Annotated in this window: 13 protein-coding genes; 2 read left to right on the top strand and 11 right to left on the bottom strand. The window is 72.5% G+C overall.

From position 1 onward, the window contains the following. Positions 1-77: 77 nt before the first annotated feature. Positions 78-800 (top strand): MerR family transcriptional regulator, encoded by a 723-nt coding sequence (locus ABD191_RS18630; RefSeq protein WP_344083340.1) that lies wholly within the window; start codon positions 78-80, stop codon positions 798-800. Here the strand turns inward: ABD191_RS18630 and ABD191_RS18625 are convergent. The 7 genes from ABD191_RS18625 to rph all read right to left on the bottom strand — a co-directional run bounded on the left by ABD191_RS18625 (position 762) and on the right by rph (position 14,124). Beyond that, positions 762-3,752: an ATP-binding cassette domain-containing protein gene (locus tag ABD191_RS18625; protein WP_344083338.1), complete on the bottom strand. Its 2,991-nt coding sequence runs from the start codon at positions 3,750-3,752 to the stop codon at positions 762-764. The two genes, ABD191_RS18630 and ABD191_RS18625, sit on opposite strands and share 39 nt — an antisense overlap. Positions 3,753-3,763: 11 nt before the next feature. Further along, a complete protein-coding gene (locus tag ABD191_RS18620) occupies positions 3,764-5,914 on the bottom strand; it encodes an NHLP family bacteriocin export ABC transporter peptidase/permease/ATPase subunit (protein WP_344083336.1) in 2,151 nt (716 codons plus the stop codon). A 22-nt stretch (positions 5,915-5,936) separates the two neighbouring features. Then, a complete protein-coding gene (locus ABD191_RS18615; protein ID WP_344083334.1) occupies positions 5,937-6,743 on the bottom strand; it encodes an HlyD family efflux transporter periplasmic adaptor subunit in 807 nt (268 codons plus the stop codon). Then, positions 6,740-8,188: a SagB family peptide dehydrogenase gene (locus tag ABD191_RS18610; RefSeq protein WP_344083332.1), complete on the bottom strand. Its 1,449-nt coding sequence runs from the start codon at positions 8,186-8,188 to the stop codon at positions 6,740-6,742. Before ABD191_RS18610 ends, ABD191_RS18615 begins: the two co-directional genes overlap by 4 nt. Positions 8,189-8,200: 12 nt before the next feature. Next, on the bottom strand, positions 8,201-10,420 hold the full coding sequence (locus ABD191_RS18605) for a TOMM precursor leader peptide-binding protein (protein ID WP_344083330.1): 2,220 nt from the start codon (positions 10,418-10,420) through the stop codon (positions 8,201-8,203). A gap of 92 nt (positions 10,421-10,512) precedes the next feature. Then, on the bottom strand, positions 10,513-11,490 hold the full coding sequence (locus ABD191_RS18600) for a hypothetical protein (protein WP_344083328.1): 978 nt from the start codon (positions 11,488-11,490) through the stop codon (positions 10,513-10,515). A 102-nt stretch (positions 11,491-11,592) separates the two neighbouring features. After that, complete coding sequence (gene rph / locus ABD191_RS18595; protein ID WP_344083326.1) at positions 11,593-14,124, bottom strand: rifamycin-inactivating phosphotransferase; 2,532 nt, start codon at positions 14,122-14,124, stop codon at positions 11,593-11,595. 184 nt (positions 14,125-14,308) lie between these two features. Here rph and ABD191_RS18590 point away from each other — a divergent pair, with 184 nt between their 5' ends. Then, a complete protein-coding gene (locus tag ABD191_RS18590; protein ID WP_344083324.1) occupies positions 14,309-14,644 on the top strand; it encodes an antibiotic biosynthesis monooxygenase family protein in 336 nt (111 codons plus the stop codon). Here ABD191_RS18590 and ABD191_RS18585 read toward each other — a convergent pair. From ABD191_RS18585 to ABD191_RS18570, 4 genes are all read right to left on the bottom strand, one after another. Continuing rightward, positions 14,605-15,429 (bottom strand): VanZ family protein, encoded by an 825-nt coding sequence (locus ABD191_RS18585; RefSeq protein WP_344083322.1) that lies wholly within the window; start codon positions 15,427-15,429, stop codon positions 14,605-14,607. The genes ABD191_RS18590 and ABD191_RS18585 overlap by 40 nt on opposite strands. Positions 15,430-15,609: 180 nt before the next feature. Further along, on the bottom strand, positions 15,610-16,011 hold the full coding sequence (locus ABD191_RS18580) for a VOC family protein (RefSeq protein WP_344083320.1): 402 nt from the start codon (positions 16,009-16,011) through the stop codon (positions 15,610-15,612). Between the two features lie 81 nt (positions 16,012-16,092). After that, positions 16,093-17,637, bottom strand: a complete 1,545-nt coding sequence (locus ABD191_RS18575) for an endo-1,4-beta-xylanase (RefSeq protein ID WP_344083318.1) — start codon at positions 17,635-17,637, stop codon at positions 16,093-16,095. Positions 17,638-17,836: 199 nt separating this feature from the next. Beyond that, positions 17,837-19,642, bottom strand: coding sequence for a family 43 glycosylhydrolase (locus tag ABD191_RS18570; RefSeq protein WP_344083316.1), 1,806 nt, complete (start codon positions 19,640-19,642; stop codon positions 17,837-17,839). Positions 19,643-19,654: the final 12 nt, after the last annotated feature.

The raw sequence follows: 19,654 nt of genomic DNA, 5'->3' as shown, positions 1-19,654 counted from the left end.
CTGGATATCCGACAGGTGCCGACCAGGCGCTCCGAACTTACGCTACGTATGCGGTTGAACACGTTCGGAGGACGCGTATGTCGGGTGAGGGTCCGCGCTACACAGTGGAGGAACTGGCCGCCAAGGTCGGCATGTCGCCCCGCAACATCCGCGCCCACCAGACGCGTTCGCTGCTGGGTCCCCCCATCCGGCGCGGCCGCACCGCCTACTACGACGACAGCCACGTGCGGCGCCTGGAAGCCATCAAGGCGCTGCAACGACAGGGGTACAACCTCGTCGCGATCGAGGCGATCCTCGGCGTACGCGCCCCCGAACCGGTCGGCGAGGCCCTGCAGCACCTGCTGCAACGCCTCGACCGCGAGCAGCCCGGCCTGGTGCACGCGCTGGCCCGCCACGGCGTGCTCGTGCGCGGCGACGACGGCAGTGTCCAGATGCTGCGGGTCAGGCTCATGCGCTCCGCCCTCGGCCTCAACCGGGCCGGCGTGCACGCCGTGCCGTCCCTGCAGGTGCTCTCCGAGGTCCTGGACCGGCTCCGGCTCATCGCCGAGGACCTGGTGCGCTCCACGAGCCAGCGCCTCGTCAGCGCCACCCCCTCACTGCGCGCCGGGCCGACCGGCACCTGGGACGAACTCGACGTGCGGGCCGACGCGCTGGCCATCAGCATGATCGGGCTGCTCACGGAGGCCTTCCGGGTGGCCCTGGAGAACTTCGGCACGACCGCGATGCCGGACCTCATCGCGGAGTGCGCCGGCGGCGGGCAGCTATACCTGACGGGCAGCGCCACGATCGACAACGGCTAGCTCGTCGCCGTCCGGGGTGTGCTCCGGCGCGACGAGCAGCTGCCGCCGGGCCAGGCGGTGGAACAGGCCCTCGCGGTCGGCCATCAGCTGCGCGTACGGGCCGTCCTGCACCACGGTTCCCTTGTCCATCACCACGATCCGGTCGGCGTTCATCACCGTGGACAGCCGGTGGGCGATGATGATCCGGGACGCGGCGAGCGCCCGGGTGCTCTGGGTGACGATCTCCTGCGTACGGTTGTCCAGCGCGCTGGTCGCCTCGTCGAAGAACAGCATCCGGGGCCGGTCCACGAGCGCCCGGGCGATGAGGACGCGCTGCCGCTGCCCGACCGACAGGGTGCCGCCGCCGAACGGCACGTTGGTGCCCATGCCCATCGGGAAGCTCGCGATGTCACCGTCCAGGCCGGCCATCCGGGCCGCCTCCCACAACCGTTCCAGCGGGTAGGTCCCCGCGCCCGCGATGTTCTCCCGCACGCTGCCGGCGAAGAGCATGCCGTCCTGCAGCACCACGCCGCACTGCCGGCGTACCGCCTGGACGTCCAGTTCGGCGAGATCCTGCCCGTCGTAGAGGACCGCGCCCGTGGTCGGCTGCTCGAAGCCCAGCAGCAGCCGCAGCAGGGTCGACTTGCCGCAGCCGCTCGGCCCGACGATCGCGACGAACTCGCCCGGGCGCACCCGCAGCGAGATGCCGTTGAGGACGGGCGGCTCATCCGGCTGGTACGCGAAGGTCACGTCGTTGATGTGGATCTCGCCGCGCAGGTCCCCCGGGTCCACCCGGTCCGGCAGCCGTTCCGGGTCGGCCCGCAGAACGGGCGCGAGGACCTCCAGCCGGGGCAGCGCCGCGAGCAGCTCGACGCTGCCGCCGACGACCACGAGGACCGCACCCAGCAGCAGGGTGTAGGCGACATTGACGGTGTAGAACCGCTCCGGCTGGATGCCGCCCGCGAGCGGGCCGGCGAGCATCGCGAACAGCACCAGCTGGCCCGCGATCGGCAGCACGGTGGCGACCGCGATCAGGACGCTCTGCACGTCACGCACGCGGTTGAGGTCGGCTCGCGCGGCGGCGTGCGTCTGTGCCCACCGACTGAAGGCGCGGTCCTCGGCACGCGCCAGCTTGATCTTCGTGATCCCGCCGAGCAGCTGGTTGGTGAGCGCTGCCGCCCGGTGCTCGGCCGGCAGCGCGCGTCGCTGCCGGCGCACGACGAGGCCGCCGAACACCCACACCAGCACGGCGGCCACGGCGATGACGCCCAGGCAAGCCAGCCCGAGCGGGACGCTGACCCAGAAGATCAGGGCCAGCTCCGCGACGATCGTCAGCACGGCCGTGACCGCCTGCGCGAGCAGCCCCGACAGCGACTGCCGGATGAACGAGATGCCGAGTACGGCGTTGGCGAGCTCTCCGCTGCTCGTCGAGCGGAAGAACCGGACGGGCAGGCGCATGAGCCGGTCCCACAGCACGAGCTGGGTGCCGATCTCGGCACGGCCCTCCAGGCGCAGCAGCCGCAACCCCTGGCTGACACCGACGAGGCCGGCCACGGCCGCCGCGCACACGAGCAGGCCGGCCAGCGCGAGAATGCCGCCGGTGCCGCCCGTGTCGCTCACCGAGCCGAGGACCTGACCGACCACGAGGGGGGTGGCCAGGCCGAGCGCCGCGACGACGAGCCCCACGCCCAGCAGCGCGCGCAGGTCGCGGCCGCCCCCGCCCAGCCCGAGGCGCAGCGCGTCACGCATCCCGGCGCGACGGGGCAGGGGCACCTGCACCTGGCCCGCCGACGCCTCGAAGGCGCCCGCCGTCGCGGGGTTGACCGGGGTCGCGGTGCGGGTCTGCGGCTCGATCTCGTGGTAGCGCCCGCCCGCGTAGCGCAGCGCGACCGCGGTGCCGCCGCGCCAGCCGATGAGCGGACCCAGGTCCTGGCGCCACCACCGCGCGGGCAGCTTCACGGGCCGTACGTGCAGCGCCGAACTGCGGGCCACCGCCTGCACGGCCTCCCGGTCGTCGGCCGGCGGGTGACGCCGGTCCACCGGCTCCACGACGGTCACCCCGGACCGGTCACCACCGTCCGCGCACGTCACGATCTCCAGAATGTCGGCCGCCCGCCGGTACCGGGCGAAGTGGTACCCGTGCTCGTCGTCGGGGACGCTCGCACCGCCACCGACGACCCGCAACGCGGCCCGCGCGGCACCGCGCAGCGCGGCCGAGTTGACCCGCTTGCGCTCGCCGATGCCGCCGACGAACCGGACCGCGAGGCGGTCGACGCGGTCCGCGATGACGCCGAGCAGCCGACCCAGGTGGGCGTCGAGGGCGGGCCGCAGCTCGCCGGCGGCGAGCAGCTGCCAGGTGGACCGGTTAGCCACGGTGCACGCGGCGCCCGCGACCACCCAGTCACGGCCCGCGAGCGGGGCGAGTTCGCCGTCACCGATGCCGGCGGCCGTGCCGCCGTTGTGGACGAGGTGTCCCCCGCTGGGTCGCACCCACCGGACGTCCGTGTTGCTGGTGAGGGCGTCGCCCTCGGCCAGGGTCGCGGCCTGGCCGGGCTGGACGGTACGCGCGCCGCGCGGCGTCTGCCCCTCCCGGATCGCGTCCGCGAGCACGAGCAGGGTCCGGTCGACGGCGGCGGCGAGGGCCCGGGCGGCCCGGACGGTCGCCTGGTCCCCGGCCGAGCGCTCGGCCACCGCGAGCCGCTCGGCGGTCAGGTGCCGCAGGGCCGTGCCCGGCAGCGGTACGAGGATCAGCCGCCACTGCCCCACCGGCTCCGCGCTGGGCACCAGGCCGTGGCGGGGCAGCCGCGCGACGAAGTGGCGCCGCGACCGGGCGCCGTCGGCGCGCTCCCGGACGGCGAAGAGGTCCGCGGGCCCGTCGAGCAGGTACGCGGGGTGGGCGCCGCCGAGCGCCACGACCCGGTCCTCCTGCGGTTCCCCGTAGCCGAACAGCCGCTCCCAGTCACGATCCGGCATGGCTCCTCCCCCTACTGGTCACGGACGAGCCCCGCGTACACGCCGTCGGAGGCCATCAGCTGCTCGTGGGTGCCGCGCTCGACCTCGCCCCCGCGGTCGAGGACGACGATGAGGTCGGCGTCGCGGATGGTGGACAGCCGGTGCGCCACGACGAGACAGGTCGCCCCGCGCCGGCGCAGGTTGTGGTCGATGAGCCGCTCGGTCTCCGCGTCGAGCGCGCTGGTGGCCTCGTCGAGGATGAGCACGCTCGGCTGCCGCACCAGGGCGCGCGCGATCTCCAGGCGCTGGCGCTGGCCGCCGGAGAAGTTCTTGCCGCCCTCCGCGACCCGGCTGGCCAGGCCGCCCGGACGGCAGGCGACCTCCGCGTACATGCCGGCGTCGGTGAGCGCCTCGATGACGACCTCGTCGGGGACGGTCGGGTCCCACAGGGTCACGTTGTCGCGCACGGTGCCCTCGAAGAGCAGCTGGTCCTGGTCGACCAGCGCGACCGTCGCGGCCCACAGGTCCGGGTCGATCTCGTCGCGGAGCCGTCCGTCGACCGTGATCTCGCCGGACCAGGGCCGGTAGAGGCCGGCGACGAGCCGGCCGATCGTGGACTTGCCGCTGCCGGAGCCGCCGACGAGGGCCACCCGCGCGCCGGGCGGCACGTCGAGGTCGAAGCGCTCGACGAGCGCCTTCGTCAGCGGGTTGTACCCGAACGTCACGTCCCGGATGCGCAGGTGACCCTCCATGGGCGCGACCTCGCGCGCCGGCACGGGCGCGGGCAGCGGATAGTTCTCCACGTCGCGCAGCCGGCTCAGGTCGGCGCTCATGTCCTGCAACTGCGAGCCGAGCGCCGTGAGACTGGCGACCGGCCGGTTCATCATCGTGATGAGCCCCTGCATGGCGAGCAGGATGCCGACCGACAGACTGCCGGACAGCACGCGCAGGCTGCCGACGCTCAACAGCACGGCCGTGTTGACGGCGGCGAGCAGGGCCGGCACGACGGCGAGGGCGGCGGTCGGCACGCCGAGCTTCTGCTGGCTGGTGATGACAGCCGCGGCCCGGGCGGCGAACCGCTGGAACCCCTTCTGCTCCTCGCCCGCCGCCTTGATCGACTCCACCATCTGGATCGTCGTGTAGACCGTGCCGAACAGCTTGCCGCGATCGGCGACCAGCCCGGCGACGGCACTGGTGCGCTGGGCGGACACGTACCGCAGGACCGCCATGTTGGCGCCCGAGAAGGCGACCGCGCACAGCCCCAGCAGCAGGTCGTACCGGCACAGCAGCAGCCCGTACGTCACGAGCAGCAGCAGGTCGACGGCCGTGATCGCGACGCGCCGGGTGAGCAGCGCGGCGACCGTGTCGTTGCTGCGTACCCGGTTGGTGAGGTCGGCCGCCTGCCGCTGGTCGAAGAACGACAGCGGCAGGCGCAGCAGATGTCGCATGAACCGGGCGGCGCTGCCCAGCGCGACCGCCGCCTCGGTCCGCACCAGTAACCGCTGTTGCAGCAGGCCCGCCAGCAGCGTCATCAGCACCGCGACCGCCATCGCCACGACCAGCCCGGTGAGCGCGCCGTGACCGTCGCCGAGCAGCACCCGGTCGACGAACACCGCGGTCATCACCGGCATGGTGAGGCCGACGAGCGCGATGACGATGCCCAACAGCACCGTCTGCGGCACGACCGAGCCGAGGTTGCGCCACCGGGCGGCGAGCGCCCGCATGACCCGGAACCGGGTGCCGCCGCGCCGGAAGTCCGGCCCGGGCCGCAGGGTCAGCGCCACCCCCGTGTACGAGCCGTCGAAGTCCTCCCAGCTCGTGGTGCGCGGCCCGGTGGCCGGGTCGTTGAGATGGACCCGGCGACCGAAACCCTCCAGCACCAGGAAGTGCGCGAAGCGCCAGAACAGGATGACCGGCAGGTCCGTCTTGGCGAGCGCGCCGATGTCCATCTGGAAGCCCTTGGCCTCCAGCCCGTACGTGCGGGCGGCCTTGATGACGCTCACCGCGGTCGACCCGTCGCGGCTGACCCCGCAGGTCTGGCGCAGCTCCTCCAGCGGCACGTGGCGGCCGAAGTGGGCCAGCACGATGCCGAGCGACGCCGCGCCGCACTCGACGGCCTCCATCTGGATCACCGTGGGCGTCCGGACCCGCCGGGTCCTCGGCCGGACGGTCGCGGCGCTCATCGCCCCACCCCGCTTCGCCCGCTCATCCGAGCAACCAGGTGATCGGGTGTTCCCGGGCGATCGTGAACACGGCCGAGATCTCGCTGGTGGAGTTGAGCTGGAAGGGTGGCGACGCCTTCGTCCACCGCAGGCCGCTCGGCGACGCCGGATCGGTGTGTAACGGCACGACGACCCGCACGACGCTGCCGCCGGCGAGCAGCGTTCCCACGTCGGGGCCGCTGCCGAGGAACGCCCGCAGCGACTCGGGGGTCTCCGGGAACGCGCCGACCGAGGCGACGACCCCGACCATCGTGCCGAACACGGTCGACGGCGCGGCGGCGGCGGACACCGCGACCGTGTTGCCGACCCGCAGCAGCGGCGCCGACCTGGCGGGCACGAAGACGACCGCCTGCAACGCGTCGCCGGGCGCGTCGAGCCGCTCCATCTCCGCGACGCGGGTGCCCGGCTGGACGAGTTGGCCCTCGTTGATGGCGACGCTGACCACGTACGCGTCCCAGGGCGCCCCGACGGTGTCGACCGTGCCGTTGGCGCGCCGGGCGCTGTAGATGGGGCTGCCCTTGGCGATGCGGACGTTCGCGGTCGTCCACACCTTCATGATCTGCCCACTGTCGGTGGCGTCCAGGCCGGACACCCCGTTGGAGTGCACGAGCACGCCGGCCGCCCGGACGGTCCGGTCGACCGTACCGACGACCGCCCACGTGCCGGCCACCCCGATGGTCAGCAGCAGCGCGACCGTGAGCAGCCAACCGGGCACGGTGGCCAGGCGCACCACGTCGTCGAGCTCCTCGGGCGCCTCCAGTTGGCGCAGCGCCTGGCGGCGGAACATCATGCGGCGACCCTCGATCCCAGCAGGAAGTCGGCGATGCTCGGCTCGACCAGCGGGTCGAGCCCGGACAGGGTGGCGAACGCGGCCGAGTCGCCGGCGCCGAGCGCGCACGGCGCCAGTCCCATCGCGGCCGCCACGAGGTACATCAGCTCGGTCATCAGCCCGGAGTTCTTCAGCATCAGGGCGTACGCGAGCCCCTCGTACTTCCACATGAGCCGCTGGACGCGCGCCGTCACCACGAGCAGGACCTGCGGCGGCGTACGGATCGAGGCGGCGGCGCTGGCGTAGGCGAGCAGCCGCTCGGCGACGCCGTCGTGCGGGGCGAGCAGTTCGAGCCGGTGCCCGACGCTGTCGTAGTGGTAGAGCCCGGCGGCCAGCCCGTCGCAGCGGGTGACCATCGGATAGACCTCCAGCTCGCACAGGCCGCCACCCGTGGGGTACGGGCGCCGCCCGACCTCGTGACCGTCAAGCTCGCGGATATCGCTCGTGTGCTGCGTGCGGTACAGGAACTCGGCGAGCTGCCCGAGCGTGATCGGATGCTCGGCGTCGTGGTCGCGGACGGTACGCCGGGCGGCGAGCACGGCCGCGAACGACGGCCCGTCGCCGGCGCCTGCCGCCGGCACCGGCAGCGCGACCACGGGCCGGCCCGGGAACGCGGCCCGCAACGGGGCCGGGGGGAACCGCTCGGCGAACCGGTACGTGCCGCCGAGCGGCAGGGCGTGCCGGCCCGCCCGCGACCGCCCGTGCAGGTCCAGGTCCTCGGGCGACCAGAGCGCCTGCGGGGGCTGCGCCCGCTCCGCCCGCTGGTCGGCCGCGGCGACGACCACCCCGGCGGTGAGCAGCTCGTCCATCAGCCGCGCCGCGACCGCCTCCTCGACGTTCGCGGCCGCGGCGAACGCGGCCGGGTCGCAGCCGTCCTCCCCCGCCGCCGCGACGAGCGCGCCGAGCACCCGCTGGTCGGGCAGCCCGATGGCGATGGTCGACAGGGGCGACTGCGCCACCATCCGGCCGTCCTCGGCACGCAGCGCGACGAACCGCGACAGCTTGTACGCGCCCCCGGGTCGGTGCCGCCGCTCCGGCTCCGCACCGAGCTGCCCGAGGCCCTTGGGCATGACCTCCAGCAGTGGCCGGCCGGCCAGCGACAGCCGGCGGTCCAGCCAGCAGTGCATGACGAGCCGGCGCAGCAGCACCTGCGCCCGCATGATCTGCGCCTCGCCCTCAATCTCCGCGACGAGCCGGTTGGCGTCGAGGTGGCTGACCCACCGCTCCGCGAGGCGCAGCAGCAGCCCGCGCCGGCCGACCCCCGGCGCCGCCATCACGAGTTCGAAACGGCTCTGCCGCAGCGTCAGCACGCCCGTGTCCGACGTGGTCAGGGTGGCGTCGCGGCGCAGCCGCAGTTCCTCGACGAAGCCGGTCGGCCGCTGTACGGGTGCCTGCGCGAGGATCATGGCCGTTGCCTTTCAGAAGAACACACTGAGCGGGTTCATCGCGGCCTCGTCGGCGGCCAGGCCGCCGCGCCCGAGCCGGATCGGCACGTCCCACAGCCGCCCCGGGCCGAGCCGGCGCCAGAAGTGGCGCAGCCCGGGCACAACGACCCGCGCGACGCGCAGTTCAAGGTCGGGCCGCGACTGGTCGAGCACGATGACGTCGAGCCCTTCGCCGCGCGCGAGGTCGACGCAGCGCCGCACGTCGCGGGCCGCGTCGCCGGTCGAGGCGTCCCGGTGGGTGGCCGCGGTGGTCGGCGCGGCCTCCGACGGGCACAGCCACGGCTGCTCGGCGATCCGCACGGAGGTGAACCAGGCGAGGGTCTCCGGCTCCGAGACCGCGTACCGGGTCCGGTCGCCCACGGACCGGGCGACCATCGGCAGGAACTGGTTGACCTCGGCCAACGCCCGGCCGAGCGCGACCGCGGGGTCCGGGTGCGCGCCGAAGCCGACCAGGATGTCCTCGACGGGCCGGTCCACCCGTGGGGAGATCGCGGCGAAGGTGGGGATGCCGAGGTCGGCGGTCAGGTCGAGCGCCCACAGCCGGCGCCCGAGCCGGCGGGGGTAGAACTCGCACAGCGCGTCGATCCACGGGTCCGCGAACGAGGCGAGGTCCACGCCCGGCATCCGCGTGCGGTGATACCACCACAGCGCCACGCTGTCGCGTTCGACGAGTTCGCAGAAGCCCTGCAGGATCGCCTCGGGCAGGGTCGCGCCGGCGGCGCAGCCGTTGGAGTCCGCACCGCACACGTCGACCGCGGCCAGGTCCGGGTGCCCGTACCAGCAGTACGCGGCCGGCAGGTGCCGCGCCTCGTCGTGGGTGAGCGACCAGGCGGGGGTCCACTCGATCGGCTGGTCGTCGGCGAGCCGGTTCGGCACCCGGTGGAAGTGTCCCCGGGGCTCGCGGGCCGCGTACTGGGCGTCGGAGAAGAGCAGAAGATCCTCTGGGGGTACGGCGTTAGGCAGCTCGCCGCGGGTCGCCCTCGTGGTCGCGCGGTCGCCGCGCCACACGCCGCAGTACCGCTCGATGGCCTCGCCGATCGCGGACACCTTCGCCTGGGCCTCGGTGCGCCCCTTGCCGCCCGACAGCCCGCGCAGGTTGGACCGCAGCATCGCCGGCCCCCGGGGCAGGGCGAAGTTGTGCCCGGCGCCGAAGCTGTACGTGAGCCCGTTGTGGTAGTCCTCCATCGGCTCCAGCCGGTTCACCACGCCCAGGTAGCGGTCCACGTGGTGGGCGAGCCGCCGGTAGGTCTCCTCGGCGCCCGCCGACCGCGACCCGCCGTCCGGCGACACCGACACCGGGCTCGGCGCCAGCTCGACCCGCTCCCCGGACGGCGGCGGCGAACCGCAGGACGGGCAGTGCGGCTGCCGGACGAGGTCGTGTCCCTCGCCGGTGAGCGTGGTGGTGTCGAAGGTGACCAGCCGCCCGGTCAGCCGGGGCGAGCGGCCGGTCGCGGCGAGGACCGGCAGTTCGGCGGCGAGCAGCCCGGCCACGACCGCGAGGGTCGCCGGCAGGCTCGCCCGCGCCGGGTCGACCCGGGGCTCGTCCGGCCGCAGGCCCGCCAGGTACGACACCACCGGCTCGTTCTCCGACCAGCGCTGCCGCAGGCAGTCCCAGCAGGCCGTCTCACCCGGCAGGAAATGCGGGCCGAGCAGCAGCACCGTCCCGTGTGGACGGACCATGGTCCAGCCGCGCCCGTCGGCGAGCCGGGCCCGGTTGAAGGCGCCGAGCACGGGGTCCGTCGGGCTGCGCACCGCGACGACATACGGCCCGTCGTCACCGGTCGTGACCTTGACGCCCAGTCCGAGCAGATGGCTCTCGAGCGCCGCGACGTCGGGTGCCCCGGCGTCCACGAGGGAGACCGCGAGGGGGCGGCCGGCCTCGTCCGGGTCGAGCCCGCGCGCGTCCCAGGCCGCGGCGGGCGCGGCCGGCGCCGCGGTGGCGCCCTCAGCCAGCAGGCCGAGGTGGATCAGCCGGCGCAGCGCCGCCGCCACCTGCCGTCGCGGGTGCCCGCCCGCGAGCGCCTCGACCACGTCCGCCGTCCCGGTCGCCCCGTCGAGGAGGTCGACGAGCCGCGCCGCGATCGGGTCCTCGACGAGCAGGTGCCGGGTCTCGCTCACCACCACGAGGTAGTCCCCCGCCGGCCCGGTCAGCCGGACCGGCAGGTGATCCGCGCGGACCCTCGGACGATGCATCGACCATCTCCGTTGCATGCGGGTGGACATTCATTCTGAGCAGGCCTCGACACCCGTTCCATCGATGGCACGACATTCGGCCGTACTGGCCGTCAGCCCGTGTTGATCGCCGTGGGCGCGTCGCCCAGCCCGAGCAGGGTCGCCGGCTGCCCGGCCGTCGACGGCACGAAGAGCAGGAACACCTGGACCCGGGAGATGGTGATGCTCGGCGCGGTGACCGGCGCGGTCCGGCCGAGCCCGATCAGGTCCGGGCTCGGCGGCGCGAGCGTGGCCGACCTGCCGCCGGTCCCGGCGACCGTGTCGGCCGCGCGCAGGGTGAGGAACGTGAAGACGCCCGCGTCCGTGCGGGCGGCGCACTGCGACCACTCGGCGCCGCTCAGTTCCCGCTTGGCGCTCATCTGGTACCCGGCGAGCTGCTGCTGGTAGACCTCCCAGCCGGCGGCGAACTGCCGGTCGAGCAGGTCACTGCTCGCCAGCAACGCGAGGTTCGCCGACTCGGCGCCGATGCTGCGGTTGAAGACCTCGGTGGCCAGGGCCTGGCGCCTCGGCTCGTCCAGGGCCGCCGCCGTGGCCAGCGCCGGTTGGCCCGCGAGCGTGCGGGCCTGGGCGACCGCCGCCTGGCTGAGGCCCACGTTGTGACTGACCTTCCAGCCGCCGCCCGCCTGCCGGACGAACTGGGAGACGTCGGCGAGGGTCAGCTGGGAGCCGGTCACCTGGACCGAGGCGACCGTCAGGAAGCAGGAGGCGTCGCCCGAGGGAATGGCGAAGCCGGGATCGGTGTGCCGGAAGGCGGGCGGGGTGCGCTTGGCGAACCGGGCGCGGTTGGCGGCGGCCAGGCTGATATCCAGCGACGGCGGGACCTCCTGCGCCTTGAGGCCGTCCGGGTCGGTGGCGCTGGACGCCGCGGAGTCCGCCTGGTCGAAAGCGGCGAGGATCGCCTCCGCGGCCGCGATGGGCAGCCCCGGCGGCGCCTGGCCGGCCGGAGCCGCGTCGGCCGGATCCCCCTTCCCGCAACCGGCGGCCAGTACGGCCAGCACCACCGCCACCACACCAGCCGCCAGCTTCGTCATGTGTGGAGTATGTGGCGCACCATCGCCGCCGCGAGACGATGGCCGTCGATCATGTCATCCTCACCGGACCGGTGACACGACTCCGTGCAACAGTCGCCCGCGTCAGGCCAGGACCTCGATGTACCCGTCCGTGCCGTGCACCCGGACGCGCTGCCCGTCGCGGATCAGGCGGGTGGCGTCCGCCACGCCGACAACGGCCGGCAGGCCGTACTCCCGGGCGATCACCGCGCCGTGCGTCATCACGCCTCCGACCTCCGTCACCAGGCCCGCGACGGTCACGAACAGGGGCGTCCAGCTGGGGTCCGTGTGGGCGGTGACGAGGATGTCGCCCGGTTCGAGATCGGCCCGGGCCAGGTCCAGGATGACGCGGGCACGCCCTTCGACCGTGCCCGCGGAGACCGGCACGCCGACCAGGGCACCGGCCGGCACGTCCGCACGCCGGTACGCCCCGGCGAGGGCCTCACCCTCGGAGGTGAGCACCCGGGGCGGGGTGAGCGCCTGGTACGACCGGAACGCGTCCTTGCGCCGGCCGATCAGCTCGTCATCCACGCGCTTCGTGCGTACGACGTCGTGGAGTTCGGCGAACGTGAGGTAGAAGATGTCCTCCCGCTCGCGGAGGACGCCGGCCGCCACCAGGCGCTCCGCCTCCGCCAACAGGGCACGCTTGTACACGAAGTAGCGGCTGACCATGCCGTACTTCGGATACTCCCGGTACCCGATGAAGGTGCGGACCAGGTCGATCCGCCGCTTCGTCTCCTCGGCTCTGGCCGCGCCGTCCGGCAGGGCCCGCAGGCGTTCCAGCAGCTCCCGCTCCTTCTTCCGGGCCTCCTGCCGCCCCTGCTCGAAGCGTCGCGCGCCGGCTCCCGGCTCGAAGTTCCTGATGTTGCCCAGGATCAGCGGCACGAGCGTGGCAGGCCGTTCGCGCCACCGCGGCCGGGTGATGTCGATCTCGCCGACGCAGCGCATGCCGTACCTGTCGAGCCACGCCTCGATGGCGGCCCGCGCTTCCCGTCCCCCGGCGAGACGGGGCAACTCGTCCAGGAACCGGTCGTCGTCGACCTGTCGCAGGAAGGCCACGACGTCCGCGTGCGGGCGGATCACGTCAGCGACGTCGAGCAGCGCCAGCCCCATCTCCGAGGTGATGTTGTTGGGCACGGACTGCGTGAGCGTGTCCGCCGCGTTCCTCTCGCCCAGCCACGCCGCCAATTGCTCGTTGAGCCACCAGGTGGCCTCCATCGCGGACATGAACACCTGATGGCTGCGCGGGTCGAACAGGATCCGCCGCAGCTCCTGGATGTCGGCCCGGATGAAGTCGAGCAGCGCCGGTCCGGACAGCGCCGCGATGTCACGTCCGGCCGCGGCGACGGAGGCCTCGCCGCGTTCGATCAGCTCGGTCACGATGGCCGGGTCGGGCTCGATCGGGGCCGTCGGGCCGCCGGGCAGGGGCGCCGGGGAACCCTCGTCGGAGAGCGGTCTGATGAAGTCCCCGCGGTCGAGGACGGTACGCAGCGCGTCGGCCATCAGCGGGTCGGACCTGCCCGCCAGCTCCAGGAAGGCGGCCCGGGCCGCCGGGGCGGCCAGCCGCTGGGTGACGTCGACGAACAGCCGGCCGCCGGCCTCCGCCATGGGCGCGGGGGTCGTCATCTGCCAGAAGGACAGCCCGAGCGGCTTCATCGCGTCGGTCATCATCTGCTGGTGGCCGACGGAGACGTACACGCGGTTCTCGCGGTCGCCGGACTCCGGGACGGGGAACAGCGTGGTGATCGGCCTGCTCTGCACGACCTGGAACTCGTCGCCGACCAGGCACCACTCGATGTCCTGCGGGCGGCCGAAGTGCGCTTCGATCCGCCGTCCGAGCTGCGCGAGCCGGATCACCTGCGCGTGCGTCAGCGCGGGGCGCTGATCGTCGCCGGCCACCCCGGCGACGACCGCGCCGTCGCGCACCGTGTAGACGTCCGGGTTCACCAGGCCGGAGACGAGTGCCTCGCCGAGGCCGGGGCTCGCCTCGATGGAGGTGACCTTCCGGTTGCCGGTGACGGGGTCGGCGGTGAACAGGACGCCGGCCGCGCGGGGGAAGACCATCCGCTGCACGACCACGGCCATCCGCACCGCACGGTCGTCGATGCCGTTGCGCCGCCGGTAGGTCACGGCCCGCTCGGTGAACAGCGACGCCCAGCACCGGCTGACGTGGTGGAGGATCGCCGCCGGACCGGCGACGTTCAGGTACGTGTCCTGCTGGCCGGCGAAGGACGCCGCCGGCAGGTCCTCCGCGGTCGCGCTGGACCGCACGGCGTAGGCGCCCTCCGCGCCGAGCCGGGCGTGCGCTCCGGTGATCGCCGCCGCCAGGTCGCCGGGCACGGGGATCCCCTCGATGGTCCGGCGGATGCGCGCGCTGAGCGTGCTGATCGCCTCGCGGTCGTCCGGTTCGAGCCGGGAGAGCTGACGGACCTCATCGTCCAGCCCTGGCGCTTCCGCCATCACCCGCCGGAAGGCGTCCGTCGTCACGCAGAAGCCGGCCGGCACCCGGACGTCCGTCATCCGCGACAGCTCGCCGAGGTGCGCGCCCTTGCCGCCGACGAGCGCGACCCGCGCCGCGTCGACCTCGTCGAGACCCACCACATACCGCACGCTCACCGCGACACCTCCGAGACGGCCGTACTCCCCCACCACAGCACGCACGTCCCCCATGTGCGCAGGTCGCGGGCCCGGCCGACGATTCTGCGGCACGACCGGGGCCTTGCCGCAAGCCCCCCACTCCGATATACGTTGAAGGTGGAGCGGTCCGGGCGTGGCTCACGAGCACTGAGACAATGACGACATGACGATTGTCAAGATCAATGCCATTACCGTACCGGCCGACAGCGGTGACGAACTGGCACGCCGGTTCGCCGCGCGGGCCGGCGCGGTCGACAGCCAGGACGGGTTCGAAGGCTTCGAGTTGCTCCGACCGTCCGACGAGCGGACCACCTGGCTCGTCGTCACCCGCTGGCGCGACGAGGAGGCGTTCCAGGCCTGGGTCGCCTCGCCCGCGTTCGCGCACGGACACCGGTCGGCCGCCGAGCGCGACGGTGAGCCGGCGCAGCCGCCCGTCGGGGTGCACAGCGAGGTCTGGTCCTACGTCCCCGCCGGCGGGAGCGGCCCGACACGGCAGTGACCGCCGTGCGGGTCGTGGTGGCGCGGGGCCACGCGCGGCCCGGATGACATTGTGGCCGCGTCGAGCCACCAGCGGCGCGACGCCAGGGCGGCCAGCCCGGCACCGGCCGCGTTGAGCAGCACGTCGTCCACGGAGGTCACCCGGTCCAGCCGCAGGGCGTACTGCGCGACCTCGATCGCTGAGGAACAGCCCGCCGCGAGCGCCACCACCCGCGGCAGCGATGCCAGGGCCGCGAACCGCAGCGGGCCGAAGAACCCCAGCGCACCGAACACGAGCAGGTTGCCGACGATCTGAACGGTCGCCGTCACCGGCCCGGAGGCGAGGATCGTGAGCAGATCCCGCAACGGGACCAGGCTCACCCGACCGGGGACGGCGCCGGGCCGGCCGCCCGGCAACATGGTCAGCCATACCCATGGCACCGTCCCGTACACGATGCCGACCTCGGCCAGCGATCTGCGCCATGGCCGCGAGGTCCCGGCGGCCCTCCGGTGGCGCGCGAGCAACCACACCACCAGCGCGGCCAACGGCAGAGCGGCCAGCGTGATGAGCAGCACGCCGCGGGCCGTGCCGAACCAGCTGTGCCAGTCGCCGTCGAGGAGGTGACCCGCGCGGACCCGGCCGGGCAGGGTGCCCGGTGGGCCCGGCGGGGATCGGTCCGCCGTGGTCCGGTCGGGGTCCCCGGCGCTCGCGAGCGCCACGCTGAGCGCCACCACGCTGACAGCGGCCACCAGGCCCCAGCCGACCAGCCGCCGCCGGTCACCGCCCCGTACGGGGTTCAATTCCATGATCACGCACTTTCCGCCTCAGGTCCGGTGCCCATGGTTTCTGGACGGACAGCCGGCCGCTTCCACCTGAGGTGCCGATCCCCGGTACCCAGGGCGGAGTGCCCGCCTTGCGGGGATCGCGTTCGAGGGGAATACCGGGTGAGGCGGCAGCGTGTGGACGGCCGCGAGGTGGGCGGCGCGTCAGGCGGTCTCGTAGCCGATGAGCCAGTGCAGGCCGAACTGGTCGATGACCTGGCCATCGTGCGCGCCCCAGGGGCGCTGCCGCAGATCGTCGACGATCCGGCCACCCTCACCCAGCCGGGCGAACCATTGGTGCAGCGTCGCCGGGTCGGCGGTGCCGAGCAGGGAGAACAGCAGGCCCTCACCGCGGAACGCCGGCTGGTCGCCGGCGACGTCAGAGCCGAACAGCTTCACCGGCCCGTCGACAAGGTAACCGTGCGCGACCGCGTCGGGCGGACCGTCGGAGCGGTTGAACTCGGCGAACGTGTGCACCTGCGCACGGCCGCCGAAGACGTCAGCGTAGAAACGCAACGCCGCGGCGGCCGTGCCAGGGAACGAGATGTACGGAGTGGGGTCGGCCATGATCGAGACGCTACCGGAGCGGGTGTCGTCACGTGTGACCGTCCGGGACGGGCGGCTGGCGCCCGTCCCGGATAAGCGTGGTCAGGAGGCGGTGCACACCGGGTTCAGGCCGGTGGCCGTGCCGGTGCCCTGGAAGCCGAACTCCGTGGTCTGGCCGGCGTTGACCTGGGCGTTGTAGCTGACGTTGTTGAACTGCACCGTGCCGGTGGTGCCGGAGGCGGTGGCGCTCCAGGTGTTCGTCACCGTGGAGCCGGACGGCAGCGTGAGCCGGACGTTCCACCCGTTGATGGTCGCGTTGCCCGCGGTGACCCGCACGCTCACGACGTATCCGCCGGTCCAGGCGTTCACCGCGACCGTGGCCGAGCAGCCGCCGGTCGGGTTCGACGACGTCACCGGGGCGGACGTCACCGGGGCGGAGGTCGTCACCGGGGCGGAGGTCGTGACGGGGGCGGAGGTCGTGACCGGGGCGGACGTGATCACCGGGCGGGAGGTCACGGGGCCGCTCGTCGGGACGGACGAGGTGGTGACGTTGCGGCCCTTGTTCAGCTCGTCGAGCACGGCCGTGTAGGCGGCCTTCTTCTGGTAGCTGCCGTTGCTGCCGGTGAACAGCAGGCCCCGCTCCGAGGAGCGCCACGACTCGCTGTCGGAGATGCCCCAGACGGTGATGCCGGTGCACTTCGCGACGTTCAGGCAGGCGCGGACGACCTTGCGGTAGTTCTCGGCCTGGCCGGAACCGATGTCGTTGTTGCTCAGGTCATCGTCGATGTCCAGCTCGGTGATGTGCACCTCGACGCCGAGGTCGGCGAAGCGCTGGATGTTGGCCTGCAGGTCGCTGCTGATGATGCTGTTCGGGTTGTCGTTGAAGTGCGACTGGAACCCGACGCAATCGATGTACTGCCGGTAGTTACGCACGATGTCGTACAGCGCGTTGGCCTTGCGGTTCGGGGTGCCACCGGCGACCGTCAAACCCTCGACGTCGTAGTCGTTGATGCACAGCTTGGTGTTGTACCCGCCGGCCTGCACGACCTGCTTGGCCCGGATGAACGAGTCCCGGATGACGTCGGTGTCGCCGCTGTCGAAGTAGTCACCGTCGCCGTTCGCGTCCCGGTTCATGGTGTGCGGCCACTGGTTGCGGCGCCGGCCGGTGTTGTTGTCCTCGAGCGCCTCGTTGACCACGTCCCAGTACGCGATCTTGCTGCCCCACCGGTTGATGGCGTTGCCGATGAAGGTGTTCAGCGTCGACTGGCTGGCCCCCTGCAACGCGCCGGCCTGCGAGTGCCACACCAGGGTGTGCCCCCGGACCAGCATGTTGTTGGTCTGGGCGAAGTTCACCAGCTGGTCCGCGCCGCTGGTGTTCTGCAGCCCGCCACTGGAGGTGGCGATGCGGTCCGGCTTCATGTCGTTCTCGGGGGTCAGCTGGCCGAACTCCTGACTGACCATCGAGTAGAGCCGGTTGGGTGAGGCGGCGACGCCGAAGAACAGCCCCGCCTTGGCCGCGGCGGCCCGCAGCGTGGTCTCCGCCGCGGCGGCCGGGCCGATGGACCGGACGGCCACAGCGCCGCCCACCAGCACCAACGCCGCCACGGACACAGCGATCCTCGTGGCCTTCTTGCGCTGTCTGAACATGCTGTTCACGGGACTCCTAAATACGTAATGTCATGTAATGGGTCTCATGTATGCGCGCGAAGGCTGAGTATTGATACCGGCTCGCCGCACTGTCAACAACTGCCGAAAATGTTTCCGAAACATCTGGCGGGCCGCACACGTCGATGGGCCCGGATCGAGGAGACTCGACCCGGGCCCACACCCCACTATGGAGCGACGGTTACTGTATGGAGACGTCGTCGAGGTAGAGGCTGTCCGTGCCGGCGGCCGTCTCGACATAGAACGTGGCGCTGGACAGGGTGCCCGTCCACGACACCGCGGCCGTGCCGGACAACAGCGTCCAACCTGATGAGTTCACCGCCGTGGCCGGCGTCAGGGACACGTAGCTGGTGGTGCCGTTGGCCGTCAGCGCGAGGGTCGCCTTCGCGCTGGGCGTGCCGGACTGCGAGCGCACCCACAGGCCGGTCGTGTACGTCCTGCCGTTGATGAGCTTCGACGTCACATTCTGGCTGGGGCCGTTCCACGAGCTGGTGCGGCCCGTGACGGCCAGGGCCCGCGAGCCGGTACGCACGACGCTCGTGGTCAACGCCAGCGTGCCGGCGCCGAACACGCCCCAGCCCGTGGTGGTGTCGGCCTCCATGTCGCCGTTCGTGAGGATGCTCGCGCTGGCCAGCGGCACGAACTGCCAGTAGTTCATGTTGAACAGGTAGCCGCTGCCCCCCGTGAACCGCAGGTAGAGGTCACGGGTGCCGGTCGCACCGCTCACCGGGCAGCTGACCGTGGTCCAGGTCTGCCACCCGCCCGTGGCGGGCACGATGCAGGTGCCCACGACCGGACCGCTGGTGCTGTCGAGGCGAACCTCGATGCGCCCGCCGCTCGTCGCCGAGGCCACCCGGGCGCTGAACGAGGTGGGGCTCATACCACCGAAGTTGACGCCCTTGACCTTGACGTAGTCGCCGTTCTCGATGAACCCGATGTTCATCCCGCCCTCGCTGGCGGGCTCGGTCTCGACGCCGCCCGTCCAGGCGATCGTCTCGGCCTCCTGCCGGACGTACGGGTTGAGGGTGCCGATCTGCGGCGCCCCGGTCGTGGTCATGTTGATCGTCGGGATGGTGCCGTTGGAGTTGTAGGTGAACTTCTCCACGGCCACCGAGCGGGTGAAGCCGCCGCCGCCCGGCAGCGCTCCGTTGTGGTAGAAGAAGTACGACCCGCCGTTGAAGTCGATCACTCCGGCGTGGTTGGTGAAGCTGCTCCCCTGCCGCGGCATGATCGTCCCCCGGTAGGTCCACGGCCCGGTCGGGCCGGGCGCGGTCGAGTAGCCGATGAACTCCGAGCAGCATTCGGCCGCGAACACGTTGTAGTACAGCCCGTTGCGCTTGAAGACCCACGGCCCCTCCTCGTAGAGGGTGGGCCGGCTCGTGCTGCCGGACCGGGTACCGAAGCCCGCCGTGGTGAGCGGGATCTGGGTCAGGCCACCCGAGTACGAGATCATGTCCGCGTTGAGGCGCACGTACCAGAGGTTCGGGTTGCCCCAGTACAGGTACGCCTGGCCGTCGTCGTCAATGAGGACGTTCGGGTCGATCTCGCCATTCTCCAGCAGCGGGCGGCCGAGGGCGTCGGTGAACGGCCCGGTCGGGCTGTTCGAGACGGCGACGCCGATGGCCTTGCGACCGGTTGCCCTGTTGTTCACGGGCACGTACCAGTAGAACTTGCCGTTGCGGTAGGCGACATGGCCGGCCCACGCGTCGCTGCTCGCCCAACTGAACGTCGCCAGGCTCATCGGGGAGCCGTGATCGGTCCAGTTCACCATGTCCGCCGACGAGTACACCCGCCAGTCGCGCATGGTGAAGTAGGTCGACCCGTCCTCATCGTGTCCGGTGTAGAGGTAGACGCGGCCGTTGTGCACCAGCGGTGCCGGGTCGGCCGTGTAGATGGTCTGCACGATCGGGTTGTCCGCCCGCGCCACGCCCTGGACCAACGTGACCAGGCACAGGACGCTGACGATGAAAGCGATCTTTCTTCGCATGCGTACTCCTGG

The sequence above is a fragment of the Luedemannella helvata genome (assembly GCF_039528415.1).
Lineage (GTDB): Bacteria > Actinomycetota > Actinomycetes > Mycobacteriales > Micromonosporaceae > Luedemannella > Luedemannella helvata.
The sequence above is the reverse complement of the archived record's forward strand: the minus strand, read 5'-3'. Positions and strand labels throughout refer to the sequence as shown.

Coding starts and splice junctions, on each gene's coding strand:
- ABD191_RS18630 (WP_344083340.1), top strand. CDS start 78: ATGTCGGGTGAGGGTCCGCGCTACACAGTGGAGGAACTGGCCGCCAAG.
- ABD191_RS18625 (WP_344083338.1), bottom strand. CDS start 3,752: ATGCCGGATCGTGACTGGGAGCGGCTGTTCGGCTACGGGGAACCGCAG.
- ABD191_RS18620 (WP_344083336.1), bottom strand. CDS start 5,914: ATGAGCGCCGCGACCGTCCGGCCGAGGACCCGGCGGGTCCGGACGCCC.
- ABD191_RS18615 (WP_344083334.1), bottom strand. CDS start 6,743: ATGATGTTCCGCCGCCAGGCGCTGCGCCAACTGGAGGCGCCCGAGGAG.
- ABD191_RS18610 (WP_344083332.1), bottom strand. CDS start 8,188: ATGATCCTCGCGCAGGCACCCGTACAGCGGCCGACCGGCTTCGTCGAG.
- ABD191_RS18605 (WP_344083330.1), bottom strand. CDS start 10,420: ATGCATCGTCCGAGGGTCCGCGCGGATCACCTGCCGGTCCGGCTGACC.
- ABD191_RS18600 (WP_344083328.1), bottom strand. CDS start 11,490: ATGACGAAGCTGGCGGCTGGTGTGGTGGCGGTGGTGCTGGCCGTACTG.
- ABD191_RS18590 (WP_344083324.1), top strand. CDS start 14,309: ATGACGATTGTCAAGATCAATGCCATTACCGTACCGGCCGACAGCGGT.
- ABD191_RS18585 (WP_344083322.1), bottom strand. CDS start 15,429: ATGGAATTGAACCCCGTACGGGGCGGTGACCGGCGGCGGCTGGTCGGC.
- ABD191_RS18580 (WP_344083320.1), bottom strand. CDS start 16,011: ATGGCCGACCCCACTCCGTACATCTCGTTCCCTGGCACGGCCGCCGCG.
- ABD191_RS18575 (WP_344083318.1), bottom strand. CDS start 17,637: ATGTTCAGACAGCGCAAGAAGGCCACGAGGATCGCTGTGTCCGTGGCG.
- ABD191_RS18570 (WP_344083316.1), bottom strand. CDS start 19,642: ATGCGAAGAAAGATCGCTTTCATCGTCAGCGTCCTGTGCCTGGTCACG.